18 protein-coding genes are annotated in these 14,611 nt (G+C 61.6%); 5 read left to right on the forward strand and 13 right to left on the reverse strand.

Annotation, left to right across the window (positions count from 1 at the left end; genetic code table 11):
- The first annotated feature begins 94 nt into the window (after positions 1 to 94).
- On the forward strand, positions 95 to 1,978 hold the full coding sequence (locus tag KGA85_RS14465; protein WP_223453634.1) for a TonB-dependent receptor domain-containing protein: 1,884 nt from the start codon (positions 95 to 97) through the stop codon (positions 1,976 to 1,978).
- Between the two features lie 166 nt (positions 1,979 to 2,144).
- Here the strand turns inward: KGA85_RS14465 and KGA85_RS14470 are convergent, their stop codons facing one another.
- From KGA85_RS14470 to nrdR, 12 genes are all read right to left on the reverse strand, one after another.
- Complete coding sequence (locus KGA85_RS14470) at positions 2,145 to 2,945, reverse strand: cobalamin-binding protein (protein ID WP_223533901.1); 801 nt, start codon at positions 2,943 to 2,945, stop codon at positions 2,145 to 2,147.
- The gene (locus KGA85_RS14475; protein WP_223453638.1) at positions 2,945 to 3,364 is read right to left on the reverse strand and encodes an MFS transporter; all 420 of its coding nucleotides are present in this window, start codon (positions 3,362 to 3,364) and stop codon (positions 2,945 to 2,947) included. The genes KGA85_RS14470 and KGA85_RS14475 overlap by 1 nt, the downstream gene beginning before the upstream one ends.
- A complete protein-coding gene (gene ribA, locus KGA85_RS14480; protein ID WP_150726901.1) occupies positions 3,361 to 3,978 on the reverse strand; it encodes a GTP cyclohydrolase II in 618 nt (205 codons plus the stop codon). Before ribA ends, KGA85_RS14475 begins: the two co-directional genes overlap by 4 nt.
- A 233-nt stretch (positions 3,979 to 4,211) precedes the next feature.
- Positions 4,212 to 4,970: a substrate-binding periplasmic protein gene (locus KGA85_RS14490; RefSeq protein WP_223534529.1), complete on the reverse strand. Its 759-nt coding sequence runs from the start codon at positions 4,968 to 4,970 to the stop codon at positions 4,212 to 4,214.
- 53 nt (positions 4,971 to 5,023) lie between these two features.
- Positions 5,024 to 5,527, reverse strand: a complete 504-nt coding sequence (locus KGA85_RS14495) for a phosphatidylglycerophosphatase A (protein ID WP_007970166.1) — start codon at positions 5,525 to 5,527, stop codon at positions 5,024 to 5,026.
- A complete protein-coding gene (gene thiL / locus KGA85_RS14500) occupies positions 5,524 to 6,489 on the reverse strand; it encodes a thiamine-phosphate kinase (RefSeq protein WP_223453641.1) in 966 nt (321 codons plus the stop codon). The genes KGA85_RS14495 and thiL overlap by 4 nt, the downstream gene beginning before the upstream one ends.
- Before the next feature lie 18 nt (positions 6,490 to 6,507).
- Complete coding sequence (gene nusB, locus KGA85_RS14505) at positions 6,508 to 7,008, reverse strand: transcription antitermination factor NusB (RefSeq protein WP_003185935.1); 501 nt, start codon at positions 7,006 to 7,008, stop codon at positions 6,508 to 6,510.
- Positions 7,005 to 7,481: a 6,7-dimethyl-8-ribityllumazine synthase gene (gene ribE / locus KGA85_RS14510; protein ID WP_003228649.1), complete on the reverse strand. Its 477-nt coding sequence runs from the start codon at positions 7,479 to 7,481 to the stop codon at positions 7,005 to 7,007. The genes nusB and ribE overlap by 4 nt, the downstream gene beginning before the upstream one ends.
- Before the next feature lie 91 nt (positions 7,482 to 7,572).
- The gene (gene ribBA / locus KGA85_RS14515) at positions 7,573 to 8,664 is read right to left on the reverse strand and encodes a bifunctional 3,4-dihydroxy-2-butanone-4-phosphate synthase/GTP cyclohydrolase II (RefSeq protein ID WP_090325554.1); all 1,092 of its coding nucleotides are present in this window, start codon (positions 8,662 to 8,664) and stop codon (positions 7,573 to 7,575) included.
- Positions 8,665 to 8,680: 16 nt separating this feature from the next.
- Positions 8,681 to 9,358 (reverse strand): riboflavin synthase, encoded by a 678-nt coding sequence (locus KGA85_RS14520; protein ID WP_046041642.1) that lies wholly within the window; start codon positions 9,356 to 9,358, stop codon positions 8,681 to 8,683.
- Positions 9,359 to 9,549: 191 nt separating this feature from the next.
- A complete protein-coding gene (gene ribD, locus KGA85_RS14525; protein ID WP_223453643.1) occupies positions 9,550 to 10,680 on the reverse strand; it encodes a bifunctional diaminohydroxyphosphoribosylaminopyrimidine deaminase/5-amino-6-(5-phosphoribosylamino)uracil reductase RibD in 1,131 nt (376 codons plus the stop codon).
- The gene (nrdR, locus tag KGA85_RS14530; protein ID WP_003228656.1) at positions 10,677 to 11,141 is read right to left on the reverse strand and encodes a transcriptional regulator NrdR; all 465 of its coding nucleotides are present in this window, start codon (positions 11,139 to 11,141) and stop codon (positions 10,677 to 10,679) included. Before nrdR ends, ribD begins: the two co-directional genes overlap by 4 nt.
- Before the next feature lie 127 nt (positions 11,142 to 11,268).
- On the opposite strand from nrdR, the gene KGA85_RS14535 reads away from it, so the two are divergent.
- From KGA85_RS14535 to trxA, 3 genes are all read left to right on the forward strand, one after another.
- Positions 11,269 to 11,733 carry a YbaY family lipoprotein gene (locus KGA85_RS14535; protein WP_223533898.1) on the forward strand — a complete coding sequence of 155 codons (465 nt, stop codon included), beginning with the start codon at positions 11,269 to 11,271 and terminating at the stop codon, positions 11,731 to 11,733.
- On the forward strand, positions 11,730 to 12,383 hold the full coding sequence (locus KGA85_RS14540) for a class I SAM-dependent methyltransferase (RefSeq protein WP_223533897.1): 654 nt from the start codon (positions 11,730 to 11,732) through the stop codon (positions 12,381 to 12,383). Before KGA85_RS14535 ends, KGA85_RS14540 begins: the two co-directional genes overlap by 4 nt.
- Positions 12,384 to 12,565: 182 nt before the next feature.
- A complete protein-coding gene (gene trxA, locus KGA85_RS14545) occupies positions 12,566 to 13,438 on the forward strand; it encodes a thioredoxin (RefSeq protein ID WP_223453648.1) in 873 nt (290 codons plus the stop codon).
- Positions 13,439 to 13,466: 28 nt separating this feature from the next.
- On the opposite strand, the gene KGA85_RS14550 is transcribed toward trxA, so the two are convergent.
- The gene (locus KGA85_RS14550; protein WP_223453650.1) at positions 13,467 to 13,805 is read right to left on the reverse strand and encodes a hypothetical protein; all 339 of its coding nucleotides are present in this window, start codon (positions 13,803 to 13,805) and stop codon (positions 13,467 to 13,469) included.
- Positions 13,806 to 13,940: 135 nt separating this feature from the next.
- Here KGA85_RS14550 and KGA85_RS14555 point away from each other — a divergent pair, with 135 nt between their 5' ends.
- The gene (locus tag KGA85_RS14555; RefSeq protein WP_223453652.1) at positions 13,941 to 14,531 is read left to right on the forward strand and encodes a DUF2796 domain-containing protein; all 591 of its coding nucleotides are present in this window, start codon (positions 13,941 to 13,943) and stop codon (positions 14,529 to 14,531) included.
- Positions 14,532 to 14,611: the final 80 nt, after the last annotated feature.

Raw genomic sequence — 14,611 nt, forward strand, 5'->3', positions numbered from 1 at the left:
ATTCAACTGAGAAGTTGACTGACACTCCGCCTTCGCGAGCAAGCCCGCTCCCACATTTGATTTGTGTGCGCCTCGAAACACCAACGGACTATCAATGAAGTTCTCCCGCCTCGCCCTCCCTCTGTTTCTGCTGCCCACCGCCAACGCCTATGCCGACACCTTCGAACGCGATCAGGCCCTGAAGCTGCCCGACGTGTTGATCAGCGCCAACCGCCAGGTCGAAGCGCGCAACGACAGCAGCGCCGCCAACACCGTATTCACCCGCGAAGACATCGATCGCCTGCAACCCGATAGCGTCACTGATCTGTTGCGCCGGGTGCCAGGCGTGCAAGTCTCGCAGACCGGCGGGCGCGGCAGCCTTCCGGGTGTCTACATCCGCGGCACCCAGTCGGCCCAGAGCCTGGTGCTGGTGGACGGCCAGCGCATCGGCAGTTCGACCTCCGGCGACAGTAACCTGCAACACATCAATATCGAGCAGGTCGAGCGCGTGGAAGTGCTGCGCGGCTCCCGTTCGGTGATTTATGGCAGCGATGCGATTGGCGGGGTGATCCAGATCTTCACCCGCCGTGGCGGCGAACAAGGCCTGCAGCCGCGGATGCACGTCGGCTTCGGCAGCAATCAGACCTGGGAGCGCAGCCTCGGTTTGTCCGGCGGCGATGAACAGACCCGCTTCAACCTCGGCACCAGCCTTGACGAAACCGCCGAGATCAATCGCACCCACGAGTCGTTCCCCAGCGACGGCGACCATGACGAGTACCGAAACCAGTCGTTTAGCCTGAGCTTGAGCCACGCACTCAGCGATGACATCGAGATCGGCGCCAACGCGTTGGATAACCGCGGCAAAAGCGAGTTCGACAACCCGTTCGGGCGCTTCGACATGAATACGTTCGAGTCGGTCCAACAGCAGCCCTACACCGAATTCGATGTGAGCAGTGTCAGCAGTTACATCGACGCGCGCATCAATGATCTGTGGAAAACCCGCATCGAGTTCGGCCACAGCGAAAACCGCGAGAAGACCCTCGACAAGCTCAGCGATGAGCGCAGCGTGTTCAACACCTACCGCGATGCGGTGAACTGGCAGAACGACCTGACGCTCAACGAACGCAACAGTTTGCTGCTTGGTGGTGACTGGTATGAAGACCGCATCAACAGCAGCACCGCATTCGATGAGGACAGTCGCTGGAACCGTGCGGCGTACATCCAGCATCACTATCGGGCCGACAGTTTCTCCACGGAGTTGGGCCTGCGTCACGACGATAACCAGCAGTTCGGCAGCCAGAACACCTGGAGCGGCACCTTCACCCTGCCGCTGAACCCGGACAACGAAGTGCTGCTGACCTACAGCGAAGGCTTCCGCGCGCCTACGTTCAACGATCTGTACTACCCCGACTTCAGCAACCCGGACCTGAAGCCTGAAACCTCGAAAAGCTACGAGCTGCAATGGCGCAGCCAGTTGACCGAGAGCAGTCGCCTGGAGACGTCGCTGTATCGCACCGACCTTGAAGACGCGATCATCTTCGGCAGCAACTCGCGCCCCGAAAACGTCGCCTCGGCGCGGATCAACGGCTTCGAAGCAGCGCTGAAGCAGGAACTGTTCGGCTGGCAGAGCAACCTTGGCGTGGCGATCATCGACCCGCGGGATCGTGATACGGGCCATACCCTGGCCCGTCGCGCGCGACGCACCTTGAGCTGGGACCTGGACCGACAGTTCGATCGCCTGGGCCTCGGCGCCAGTTGGCAAGCGGTCAGCAGCAGCTATGACGACCTGAACAATCAACAGCCGCTGGGCGGTTATGCCTTGTTGGGGCTGCGCAGCAGTTGGGAGCTCAATCGTGAAATCAGTCTGGAGCTGAAGGTCGATAACCTGCTGGACAAGGGTTACAGCCGGGCGCTGTACAGCTTCCAAGGTAGCCAGTACGGGTATCGCGAGGAGGGTCGGGCGTGGATGTTCGGGGTGACATGGACGCCGGAGATCTAAAGCCAGACTCGATCATTTGTGGCGAGGGGGCTTGTCGGATCGCCGCACCGCCCCATTCGGTTGCGCAGCAACCGCAATCAGGCTGATGGGGGATGCCAGATGAAACACCATTGCAGGACTTGGGGCCGCTTCGCAGCCCAACGGGGGCAAGCCCCCTCGCCACGGGTCAGCGATCAGGCGCGATCAACTGGCAGAGCTTTGCAGTTGCCTCAATCATCTGCCCACTCGGCCGCTCCAGGCCCTTGTCCGTCACCAGGCGCAATTGCCCTTGTGCTACCGCCGCCACCTGCGGCCAGGCTTTCCACGCATCAAGCTGCGCCTGTTCGCTGGCCAGAATCACCTCGGGATTACGCTGCAGCACGGCTTCCACACTGACTTGCGGTGCCGGCAGTTTCAGGTCGGCAAACACGTTTTGCGCACCGCAGACCTCCAGCGCATCGCTGATGATCTGCTCACCGCCAACCGTATACAGCGGCCGATCCCAGACCTGATAAAACACCCGTAACGGCTTATCCCGTCGATAGCGTTGGCGCAATTCATCCAGCCGCTGGCGTAAATCGCTGGCCAATGAAGTTCCGCGTTCAGGCCGACCGAGCTGAGCGGCTATGGTCTCGATCTGTGCGGCGAGCTGGTCCAGGCTGTGGGGTTCGGCGACGTAGGTGGGAATATTCAGTCGCTTGAGCTGGTCACGCTGGGCCGGGCCGACGCTACCGGGCCATAGCAGCAACAGATCGGGTTTCAGGCTGAGTAACCGCTCCATATCCAGCTGGCCATAGCGGCCAACGGAGGGCAGGTTCTTGAGTGGCGCAGGCCGTTCACCAGCGTCCAGCACACCGACCAGGAGGTCGGCGGAGCCCAGTTCAACGACGATTTCAGAGAGCGACGGTGCGAGACTGACAACCCGCTCGACCGCGATGGTCGAGCCACTGGCGGCCAGCAGCAACACCGCCAGCCAGCGCGCGCGCATCAACCGAGTTGACGCGGAATACGGTAGAGGTAAAACAGCACGGCGGTCGACAGAGCCAGCAGCATCAGCGGCACGGCTTCGAGACCGACGAACACCGCCAGGGCACCGATCCAGGCCGGCAGCCCGGCGGCAAGGAATGCCGTGCGTCGCTTGGCCGCCAGACTGATCCAGGCGGCAGGCTCTTCAGGGGTATCGAGGGCTTTCTGGGTGGCGATCAGCGCATGTTTGTAGGCACCGAAAAACTTCAGGCTGACAAACATCGAGGCGACTCCGGCGATGAACAACGGCATCGCCAGCACCGGCAGAATGGCTTCACTCTGACCGAACAGCGCGTTGATCACAAACAGCGGCAACAGGGCCAGCGCCAGGTATTGCCACCAGTTGACGGACAGTCGCCGCCGCACCTGACCGCGGGTCACGCCCGGTCTACCTCGCCCTGATGCTCATTGCCCATCATATGGTCGAGCTTGCTGGCCTTGGTCGCCAGGTAGAGTCGGTTATGCGGGTTGTGGCCGGTGTGCAGCGGCACGCGCTCGGCGACCACGATACCCATGTCGGTCAAGGCTTTGACCTTGCGCGGGTTGTTGGTCATCAGGCGCAGGGACTTCACGCCCAGGTGCTCCAGCATCGGCAGGCACATGGCGTAGTCACGCTGGTCGGCGGCAAAGCCCAGGCGTTCGTTGGCTTCAACGGTATCGGCGCCACCGTCCTGCAGCTCATAGGCGCGGATCTTGTTCAGCAGGCCAATGCCCCGGCCTTCCTGGCGCAGGTAGAGCAATACGCCACGACCTTCGCGGGCGATGGCCTGCAAGGCGGCCTCCAGTTGCGAGCCGCAGTCGCAACGCTGGCTGAACAAGGCATCGCCCGTCAGGCATTCGGAGTGCAACCGGCCGAGTACCGGGGCACCGTCGGCGAATTCACCCAGGCTCAGCACAACGTGCTCGCGGCCGGTGGCTTCATCGAGAAAGCCATGCATGGTGAATTGCGCAAAAGGCGTTGGCAGCTTGGAAGCGGCGACAAAAACGACAGGCACCGGTGTGCTCCTGATCTAAAAGTCTGAAGATTCGCAGAGCCGGCATTGTAACAGCAGGTTCCGGAGGACGCTTAGGCTGAATTATCGGCGATAACTATCAAAATGTTTGATAAAAGCCGCACCGCAATCAATGTGGGAGCGGGCTTGCTCGCGAAGGCGTCGTGTCAGTCGACATCATTGTTGCATGACACACCGCTTTCGCGAGCAAGCCCGCTCCCACAATGGGTACATCATCAGCCGTAAGAACCGTGTCGGTTCGAATCAAACGGATACGGCTGTTTCCAGCGTTCAAAAATCGGTTTCAGCTCGCCGCTTTTCACCAATTGCTCCATGCGCTGGTCGAACAGGGCCATTAACGTGCGCGCCTTCGGGGTCTTGGCGAAGCACAGATACAGCGGCAACTCGGCGATATGGGTGCGCCGCAGCTGGGACGGATCCTTGGCGCGGTTGATGACGAAATCGACTTCGGTCAGGGCATCGATGTAGAAGTCGGCGCGATTGTGGATCAGCATCGACACGATGCCGGTACGCCGCTGCACTTCGTCGAAGTGGCGCACATTGGGTAAGTAATCCTGGTAATCGTAGCCGCGGACCCATGCCAGTCGATAATTGCCCAGGGTTTGCGGGGTGGGTACCGGACTGCTGGCCAGGCCCAGGGCATAGATGTGATCGGTGTCGAAGTTCCAATGGGGATAGAGCACACCCTCGGACTCATCACGATAGGAACCGACGCAAGCATCGACTTCGCCACGTTCGGCCAGGCCCAGCGAACGCACGTAGGGCTCGGTGCGGATATCGACCTTGACGCCCGCCGGCTCGAACACTTGCCGTAGCACGTCCCAACCCAGTCCATGACCGTCAGCGGCGGTGTAGTCTTCCCAGTCTTCGCTGGCCAGATGAATCACCGACGGCGGCGTGGCGCCCCCTCCTCCCGCCAGGGCAAAAGAACAAAACATCGCGAACACCATCACCATCAATCCGCGTACAGCCATCCCCCGCTTCCCCCGATATACAGCTCTCATGATCAACGCCTGGAAATCCCCGGTCAGGCGAAAAACCACACCAGCCCCTGCATCGCCAACCAGGCGAACACCCCGGCCAGGACATCATCGAGCATGATGCCGACGCCGCCATGTACGTGCCGGTCAATCCAGCGAATCGGCCATGGTTTGAGAATGTCGAAGAAGCGGAACATCAAGAACCCCGCCAGCAACCACTGCCAACCTTCCGGCACCAGCCACAGGGTAATCCACATCCCGACCATTTCGTCCCAGACGATGCCTTCATGGTCGTGTACCCGCAAATCGTCGGCCACTTTGCCGCACAGCCAGAAGCCGAACAGCATGGTGATGCCCAGCATCAGCCAGTAACCCCAGTCGGGCAGCATCTGCCACAACGGGATAAAGGGCAGCGCAACCAACGACCCCCAAGTGCCGGGCGCTTTTGGCAAGGTGCCCGAGCCGAAGCCGAACGCCAGGAAATGCCACGGATTACGCCAGACCGACGGCGGTACGAATTCCGCCGGGACCTGTTTGGGATGATCTGTCACGGTGACTCCCGAAAATGTTGATAACCCCGGGTTTGCGGGGTGATGTCTTGTCCGTTGGCATCCAGCAGTGTCACACCTTGCCCATTAACGACGCGCCCAATCACATGGATCGGCCAGCCGTCGGCCAGCAATAGCGGCAACTCGACGGACGGTAAGGTGAAAGCCAGGACGTAATCGTCGCCTCCACTCAGGGCCGCAACCTGTGCATCCGATTGGCCGAGAAAGTCGACCAGGCTCTGCGACAGCGGCAATCGATCCCGCTCGACTTCGATACCGACCTTCGACGCCAGCGCGATATGCCCGCAATCAGCGAGCAGACCGTCAGAGATATCCATCGCCGAAGTGGCCTTGCCACGCAACGCCTGACCCAAGCCGAGCTGCGGTTGCGGCGACCAGTAATGCGCCAGCAACGGCTCGGCAATGCTCGCTTCGGCTGTGCGCTGGCCGAGCACCAAGGGCAAGGCACCGGCGGCATTGCCCAGGTCGCCGCCGACACACAGCAGGTCGCCCGGTTGCGCTCCACTGCGGGTCAACGCCAGACCGGCTGGCACGCGTCCGAACACGGTCATGGTCAGGCTCAGCGGCCCGCGGGTCGTGTCACCGCCCACCAGCGCCACGCCGCAGCTTTGCGCCATCTGGTTCAAACCACGGGCATAGGCTTGCAGCCAATCGGCGGTCACCGTCGGCAAGGTCAGGGCAAGGGTAAAGGCAATCGGGGTGGCGCCCATGGCGGCCAGGTCGCTGACGGCCACGGCCAGCGAGCGCTGACCGAGCAGAAACGGATCGCAGGGATCGGCGAAATGCACACCGGCCACCAACGTATCGGTAGAGATCGCCATCTGTTCCCCGGGGGGAACAGCCAGCAAGGCGCAGTCATCGCCAATCCCGAGGGCAACGCCTTCGCCGCCCTGCGCACAAGGCGCGGCGGCGAAGAAATTGCGGATCAGCTCAAACTCGCCCATTGCTGATTCAAACGCCAATCAGCGCTTGAACGCCTTGACTTCAGCTTCACGCAGACGCGGGGCCAGCTTGTCGAGCACACCGTTGACGAACTTGTGGCCGTCGGTGGAACCGAAGACCTTGGCCAGTTCGATACCCTCGTTGATCACAACGCGGTACGGCACGTCGACGCGCTTGAGCAGTTCCCAGGTGGACAGGCGCAGAACCGCCAGTTCAACCGGGTCCAGCTCTTCGATGGTCAAGTCCAGGCATGGCGTGAGCGCGGTGTCGATTTCGGTCTTGAACTGCGGAACCCCGTGCAGGATTTCGCGGAAGTACGCGCCGTCGACATCGCTGAAATCGTTATCGACCCGGAACTGCGCTTCGATCTCGTTCAGCGACTGCTTGGCCATGTGCCATTGGTACAGCGCCTGGGTCGCGAGCTGACGGGCTTCGCGACGCTTGACGCTTTTCGATGGCTTGCCGGCATCCGCAGGCTTTGGATCGCGCGGGTTGAAACGATCGCTTTCGTCGCTAATCACTTGGCCTCCAACTGCGCCAGCAGGCTGACCATTTCCAGAGCGGACAGAGCAGCTTCAGCACCTTTGTTGCCGGCCTTGGTGCCGGAACGTTCGATGGCTTGCTCGATGGAATCAACGGTCAGGACGCCGAAAGCGACCGGAACGCCGAACTCCATGGACACCTGGGCCAGGCCCTTGGTGCACTCGCCAGCCACGTATTCGAAGTGCGGAGTGCCGCCACGAATGACCGCGCCCAGGGCGATGATTGCCGCGAATTCGCCTTTCTGGGCGACTTTCTGCGCAACCAGCGGAATTTCGAAGGCGCCAGGCGCGCGGATGATGGTGATGTCGCTTTCGCTCACGCCGTGGCGAACCAGGGCATCAACTGCACCGCTGACCAGGCTTTCAACGACGAAGCTGTTGAAACGGCCCACTACCAGAGCGTAGCGGCCTTTAGGGGCGATGAAGGTACCTTCGATGGTCTTCAGGGTCATTCGATAGATCTCTTAAAGAGCCGGGACGCGTCTCGTACGCGCCCCTCGGTGATATTTGAACCGCGAATTCAAGGCCGGAAACAACCGGTCATTATTCGGAGGGCACGTATTCTACAACTTCCAGATCGAAACCGGATATCGCATTAAATTTCATTGGTGCCGACATCAGGCGCATTTTGCGCACACCGAGGTCACGCAGGATCTGCGAACCGGCACCGACAATGCTGTAGGTGGTCGGTTTTTTCACTGCGGCGTGGTCGGCGGTTTCGCGGATGTGCGCCAGCAACACGTCGCCATCGAGCGGGTGACCGAGCAACAGCACCACGCCACTGCCAGCCTCGGCAACCGCAGCCATCGCGGCGCGCAGGCTCCAGCGACCCGGTTGCTTGACCATCAACAGGTCGCGCAGCGGGTCCATGTTGTGCACGCGAACCAAGGTCGGTTCTTCGGCACACACGTTGCCCAGGGTCAGCGCCATGTGCACGTCGCCTTCCACGGAATCACGATAGGTCACCAGGTTGAATTGGCCCAGTTCGCTGTCCAGTGGCTGCTCGGCAATCCGCTGAACGGTACGTTCGTGAATCATGCGGTAGTGAATCAGGTCGGCGATGGTGCCGATTTTGATGTCGTGTTCAGCGGCAAAGGCTTCCAGCTCGGCGCGACGGGACATGGTGCCGTCATCGTTCATCACTTCGCAGATCACGCCGCTCGGCTCGAAACCGGCCATGCGCGCCAGGTCGCACGCCGCTTCGGTGTGGCCGGCGCGGGCCAGGGTACCGCCGGCCTGGGCCATCAGCGGGAAGATGTGGCCCGGGCTGACGATGTCTTCAGCCTTGGCATCACGGGCGGCGGCAGCCTGCACGGTGCGCGCACGGTCGGCGGCGGAAATGCCGGTGGTCACACCGGTGGCCGCTTCGATCGATACGGTGAACTTGGTGCCGAAACCGGAACCATTGCGCGGTGCCATCAACGGCAGCTTGAGCAGTTCGCAGCGCTCGCGGCTCATCGGCATGCAGATCAAGCCACGGGCGTGCTTGGCCATGAAGTTGATGTGCTCGGGCTTGCAGCACTCGGCGGCCATGATCAGGTCGCCTTCGTTCTCGCGGTCTTCGTCATCCATGAGGATGACCATCTTGCCTTGGCGGATGTCTTCAACCAGTTCTTCGATGCTATTGAGCGCCACAAGGCACCCCCTTGAGTCAGGATTTGAGGTAGCCGTTTTGGGCCAGAAAGCTTTCGGTAATGGTGCTGCCGGGCTTTTGCGAAGAGCCTGGCTCTGCGGCCTTGTCGCCCAGCAGCAGACGCTCCAGGTAACGGGCCAGCAAGTCCACTTCCAGGTTCACCCGGCGGCCTGGCTGGTACGACGCCATGATGGTTTCGCTCAGGGTGTGGGGAATGATGGTCAGCAGGAACTCGGCGCCATCGACTGCGTTCACGGTCAGGCTGGTGCCGTCGACCGTGATCGAGCCTTTATGGGCGATGTACTTGGCCAGGTCCTTCGGCGCACGGATGCGGAATTCCACGGCGCGCGCGTTCTCGGTACGGGCAACCACTTCGCCCACACCGTCGACGTGACCACTGACCAGATGCCCGCCAAGGCGAGTGGTCGGGGTCAGGGCTTTTTCCAGATTGACCGGGCTGCCGCTTTTCAGGTCGTTCATGGCGGTGCAGTCGAGGGTTTCGCGACTGACGTCCGCCGCAAAGCCATTGCCCGGCAACTCAACGGCGGTCAGGCACACGCCGTTGACCGCGATGCTGTCGCCCAGTTTGACGTCGCTCAGGTCGAGCTTGCCGGTTTCGACGTGAACCCGCACATCACCGCCCTTTGGGGTCAATGCACGAATACTGCCGATGGATTCGATGATGCCGGTAAACATGAGGTTCTCCTCGAGAACTAAGCCAAAGCTTGCGCGATGGCCGGAAATTATACGCCTGCTGCTCAGTCAGCGTGAGAGCGTAGCGAACGAAGGGAAGACAAGGCAAAAACAGGCGAGGAAGCGGAGTTTACGGGTTGTAAATGAGCATTCCGAGCCTGTTTTTAACGCAGTATTACCGAGTGCAGTAGCTCTCACGCTGACTGAGGCAAAGGAATGGCGATGACTCGCCAGTCATCGCCGATCGCACGAATTTCGATGATTTTAAGCTCGGGCGCATCTTTCATTTGCGCGAGCGGCCAGTCCAGCAGCGGTCGCGCCGAAGAGCCCATGAACTTGCCGGCGATGAAGATGTGGAACTCATCCACCAGACCGAGTTGGGCAAAGGCACCTGCCAGACGCGGGCCAGCCTCGACCAACACCTCGTTGACGCCACGGGCGGCAAGTTCAACCAGCAGTTGGCGCAGATCGACCTGGCCGTCGTAGCCCGGCACGATCAGGCATTCCGGACCGTTGGCATATTGCTCTTCCACCGCCACGCAGGTCGCGACCAGCGCCGGGCCGGCCTTGAAGAACGGTGCATCCAGCGGCACTCGCAAACGCCCATCGACCAACACGCGCAGCGGTGGTCGGCTCATGGCCAGTGCCGTTTGTTCGGCATCCAGACCGAGTTCATCGGCACGTACGGTCAAACGGGCGTTGTCCGCCAGCACCGTGTCGGCACCGGTCAGCACAACGCTGGACTGGGCGCGCAGGCGCTGCACTGCCGAACGCGCTGCCGGGCCGGTGATCCATTGGCTTTCGCCGCTTTCCATGGCCGTGCGACCGTCGAGGCTCATCGCCAGTTTGACCCGCACGAACGGCAAGCCGTGTTCCATCCGTTTCAGAAAACCTTGATTAAGCTGGCGCGCCTCGCCTTCCAGCACGCCGCTATCAGTGGCGATGCCAGCCTGGGCCAGGCGTTGCAGACCGCGACCGGCGACTTCCGGGTTCGGGTCCTGCATCGCCGCGACCACGCGGGCCACACCGGCATTGACCAGTGCATCGGCGCAAGGCGGTGTGCGGCCGTGGTGGCTGCAAGGCTCAAGCGTCACGTAAGCGGTGGCGCCACGAGCCTGCTCACCGGCCGCGTGCAAGGCGTGGACTTCAGCGTGGGGCTCGCCGGCGCGCTCGTGCCAGCCTTCGCCGACAATCTGCCCGCCCTGCACGATCACGCAACCGACCCGCGGATTGGGGTGCGTCGTGTAATGCCCCTTGCGCGCCAGTTCCAGGGCACGGGCCATGAAATGAGCATCGAGGATGGCTTGTTCGGCGGTCGTGGTCATTCTTTCACCGGTTCACGGGCCAGGCGATCGATCTCTTCGCGGAACTCGTTGAGGTCCTGGAAGCGGCGATATACCGAAGCGAAGCGGATGTAGGCGACTTCGTCGAGCTTCTGCAGCTCGGCCATCACCAGTTCGCCGACCACGAGGGATTTGACCTCGCGTTCGCCGGTGGCGCGCAGTTTGTGTTTGATGTGCACCAGTGACGATTCGAGGCGCTCGACGCTCACCGGGCGCTTTTCCAGCGCGCGCTGCATGCCGGCGCGGAGTTTTTCTTCGTCGAACGGCTGGCGACTGCCGTCGGTTTTGATCAGGCGCGGCAACACCAGTTCAGCCGTCTCGAACGTCGTGAAGCGCTCGCCGCAGGCCAGGCATTCACGCCGGCGGCGCACCTGTTCGCCCTCGGCGACCAGACGCGAGTCGATGACCTTGGTGTCGTTGGCACCGCAGAAGGGACAGTGCATGGTGGCAGGCAACAAAAAAAGGGAGGGCCATGGTAGCGCATCCCGGTGGCAAGACAAGCCATAGGGTTTGCGGTATACAGACGGGATGATCACTTGATCCATGGAATTCAGCTTTATGGAGCCACCAATGTCGTTACGTCCGCTCATTTTGCTCAGTGTTTTCAGCCTGCTGGTGGCTTGCGGCAGCGATGCACCCAAGCCCCAGCCGCCAACGCCAGGCCCGGCGCCGCAGCAAGCGCAGAAGAAAGCCCGGGAAGCCGCCGACCTCGGCCCACTGCCCGCCTATCAGCGTGAACTGAGCGGCACCTTGCAAGGCGTTCCAGCCGGCGCTGAAGTCGAACTGGCGCTGCTGGTGATCGACGAAAAGGACCGCCCGCAACAATTGCTCGCCAGTTCCAGCCTGATCGGCAACAACCAGGTGCTGGCGTTTCACCTGCGCTTCAATCCGGAATCCTTCCCGGCCGGGGCCCGCGTTGAACTGCGAGGCCGCGCCAGTCAGTCCGGGCAGTTGATCCTGCACTTGCCGTCGCAGCTGATCACCCAGCCGACCACCCAGGCCCTGGGCCAACTGCAATTCGTCAAAGCCCCATGAGTGCACCGCTCGACCTGCAAAAGGCGTTGGGTGAACTGCTCGGTGATGCGCAATTGGTCGCCTGTGAGTTACCAGGGACCGACCTGAAGTTGTGGCTGATCGACGGTGACAACATGGACCGCGCCTTCAGCCCGGAAGAAACCCGGCGCATCCTGCATGAGCCTCCGTACTGGAGTTTCTGCTGGGCCAGCGGCCTGGCCGTCGCCCGTTATCTGGCCGAAAACCCGCATTGGGTCGAAGGCAAGCGGGTGCTGGATTTCGGTGCCGGTTCCGGGGTGGCGGGGATTGCCGCTGCCAAGGCCGGCGCGCTCGAAGTGCTGGCCTGCGACCTCGACCCGCTGGCGATTGCCGCGTGTCGGGCCAATGCCGAGCTCAATAACGTAGAGCTCAACTACTCGACGGATTTTTTCGCCGAGGCCGATCACTTCGATCTGATCCTGGTGGCGGATGTGCTGTACGACCGGGCCAACCTGCCGCTGCTCGACCAGTTCCTCAGCCGCGGCCGAGAGGCGCTGGTGGCGGATTCCCGAGTGCGGGATTTTCGCCACCCGTTGTACCGGCGCATCGAAATGCTTGAAGCCATGACCCTGCCGGATCTGGCCGAGCCCCACGAGTTTCGGCATGTGAGCCTGTACCACGCGCAACGCTAGCTAAAAGCATCGCGAGCAGGCTCGCTCCTACACTGGATCCGTGTCGTTCACAAATCCCCTGTGGGAGCGAGCTTGCTCGCGATGACAGTTTGTCAGGCAACAGAAGACTAGCGACCAACCGCTTCCGGCCGCCCCCCACCAAGTCGTATAGTTGCCCCATTCACGCTTTTACGAGATCCCCCATGAGTCAGGAAACGCCGTACATCTTCGACGCCACGACTGCCGATTTCGACCAGTCGGTGATCGAGAACTCTTTCCACAAGCCGGTGCTGGTGGATTTCTGGGCCGAATGGTGCGCGCCCTGCAAAGTGCTGATGCCGATGCTGCAGAGCATTGCCGAGAGCTATCAGGGTGAGTTGCTGCTGGCCAAGGTCAACTGTGACATCGAGCAAGACATCGTTGCCCGCTTCGGCATCCGCAGCCTGCCGACCGTGGTGCTGTTCAAGGACGGCCAGCCTGTCGACGGCTTTGCCGGTGCCCAGCCCGAATCCGCCGTGCGCACTCTGCTCGAACCCCATGTACAGATGCCGCCACCGGCCGCTGCCGATCCGTTCGAGCAGGCTCAGGCGCTGTTCGATGACAGCCGTTTTGCCGATGCCGAAGCCCTGCTCAAAGTGCTGTTGGGTGAAGACAATACCAACGCCAAGGCACTGATCCTGTACGCCCGCTGCCTGACCGAGCGCGGTGAACTGGGCGAAGCGCAAGCCGTGCTGGATGCGGTCAAGAGCGACGAGCACAAGGCCGCGCTGGCCGGCGCCAAGGCACAGATCAAGTTTCTCGGTTTGGCCAAGGACTTGCCGGATGCCGCCGACCTGAAGGCGCGACTGGCGAAAGACCCGCTGGACGATGAGGCGGTCTATCAACTGGCGATCCAGCAACTGGCCCGTCAGCAGTACGATGCCGCGCTGGATGCTTTGCTGAAGTTGTTCATCCGCAACCGCAGCTACAGCGAAGGCTTGCCGCACAAGACCTTGCTGCAGGTGTTCGAGTTGCTGGGCAACGATCATCCGTTGGTGAGCACGTACCGCCGCAAGTTGTTTGCCGCGCTGTACTGATCACGACCTTGTAGGAGCGAGCTTGCTCCTACAACCAGCGATAGAGCGGCGTATCGGTACCGCTTTCCACCTTCACGTCCGGACTATGGCGCAAACGCACCAGCAGGCGTTTGCCCGCCGCCGCGCTGCCAGTCAATCCTTCCAACTGATCGAGCAGGTCCGGCCCGCTGAGCTGCCCGGCCTTGCGCAGCAAATCCCTGGCGATCTGCCACAGCGCATCATCCTGATTCAGCGGTTTCGCCGCTGGCGCGCTGACCTCGGATTTTTCCACCTGCAACTGCGCGCCTAGTCGCGCCCAGTCCGCGTCGTCCATCTCCAGGGTCAAATCCACCGGCCAGTCGCCGATGCTTCCGCGAATTCGCAACATAGGTCTGCTCCCACACATTTCTTCCCGGCATGCTCCCATGGGACTTGTGCAACGCCAAGCAGGCAGTCAAACTCTGCGCACTTGCGTTATAAGATCACATAACAATTTCTTCATTTTACTTTCCGGAGACTCGCCATGCGTCGTCTGCTTCTCGCTCTGCCGTTTGCCATGTTGCCGCTGGCTGTCGCCCATGCCGCCGACGAACACGATCATGAGCATGGCAGCCTGGGTGCCCACGAACATGGCGTGGGTCGCCTGAATGCGGCGCTGGACGGGCAGACCCTGGAGCTGGAACTGGAAAGCCCGGCCATGAACCTGGTGGGTTTCGAGCACGTCGCCACCAGCGACGCAGACAAAGCCAAGGTCGCCGCCGCCCGCGCTCGGCTTGAGCAACCACTGGCCCTGTTCAACCTGCCAAAAGCCGCCGGTTGCGTGGTGGAAAACCAGGAACTGGAAAGCCCGCTGTTCGGCGACAAGCCCGATGCCGACGATGATCACGATGAAGACGCCAAGGACGAAGACGGCCACGAGCATCACCATGATCACAGCGAAATCCACGCTCGCTATCAGTTCACCTGCGCCACACCAGCGGCACTGAAGTCGCTGGACCTGGCGAATATTTTCACCAGCTTCCCGGCCACCCAAAAAATTCAGGTACAACTGATCGGCCCGAGCGGGCAGCAAGGGGTTGAAGTGACGGCCAAGGCTGCGGCGCTGAAATTCTGATCCACCGCAAATCGAATGTGGGAGCGGGCTTGCTCGCGAAAGCGGCAGTCCATGCAACATCAATGTGACTGTAAAACCGC

Origin of the sequence: Pseudomonas sp. GL-B-12 (assembly GCF_019955895.1) — a bacterium.
GTDB lineage: Bacteria > Pseudomonadota > Gammaproteobacteria > Pseudomonadales > Pseudomonadaceae > Aquipseudomonas.

What these genes read in the sequence shown, in the direction of transcription:
- KGA85_RS14465 (WP_223453634.1), top strand. Translation starts at nt 95, where the DNA reads ATGAAGTTCTCCCGCCTCGCCCTCCCTCTGTTTCTGCTGCCCACCGCC.
- KGA85_RS14470 (WP_223533901.1), bottom strand. Translation starts at nt 2,945, where the DNA reads ATGCGCGCGCGCTGGCTGGCGGTGTTGCTGCTGGCCGCCAGTGGCTCG.
- KGA85_RS14490 (WP_223534529.1), bottom strand. Translation starts at nt 4,970, where the DNA reads ATGGCTGTACGCGGATTGATGGTGATGGTGTTCGCGATGTTTTGTTCT.
- thiL (WP_223453641.1), bottom strand. Translation starts at nt 6,489, where the DNA reads ATGGGCGAGTTTGAGCTGATCCGCAATTTCTTCGCCGCCGCGCCTTGT.
- ribE (WP_003228649.1), bottom strand. Translation starts at nt 7,481, where the DNA reads ATGACCCTGAAGACCATCGAAGGTACCTTCATCGCCCCTAAAGGCCGC.
- KGA85_RS14520 (WP_046041642.1), bottom strand. Translation starts at nt 9,358, where the DNA reads ATGTTTACCGGCATCATCGAATCCATCGGCAGTATTCGTGCATTGACC.
- ribD (WP_223453643.1), bottom strand. Translation starts at nt 10,680, where the DNA reads ATGACCACGACCGCCGAACAAGCCATCCTCGATGCTCATTTCATGGCC.
- nrdR (WP_003228656.1), bottom strand. Translation starts at nt 11,141, where the DNA reads ATGCACTGTCCCTTCTGCGGTGCCAACGACACCAAGGTCATCGACTCG.
- KGA85_RS14535 (WP_223533898.1), top strand. Translation starts at nt 11,269, where the DNA reads ATGTCGTTACGTCCGCTCATTTTGCTCAGTGTTTTCAGCCTGCTGGTG.
- KGA85_RS14540 (WP_223533897.1), top strand. Translation starts at nt 11,730, where the DNA reads ATGAGTGCACCGCTCGACCTGCAAAAGGCGTTGGGTGAACTGCTCGGT.
- trxA (WP_223453648.1), top strand. Translation starts at nt 12,566, where the DNA reads ATGAGTCAGGAAACGCCGTACATCTTCGACGCCACGACTGCCGATTTC.
- KGA85_RS14550 (WP_223453650.1), bottom strand. Translation starts at nt 13,805, where the DNA reads ATGTTGCGAATTCGCGGAAGCATCGGCGACTGGCCGGTGGATTTGACC.
- KGA85_RS14555 (WP_223453652.1), top strand. Translation starts at nt 13,941, where the DNA reads ATGCGTCGTCTGCTTCTCGCTCTGCCGTTTGCCATGTTGCCGCTGGCT.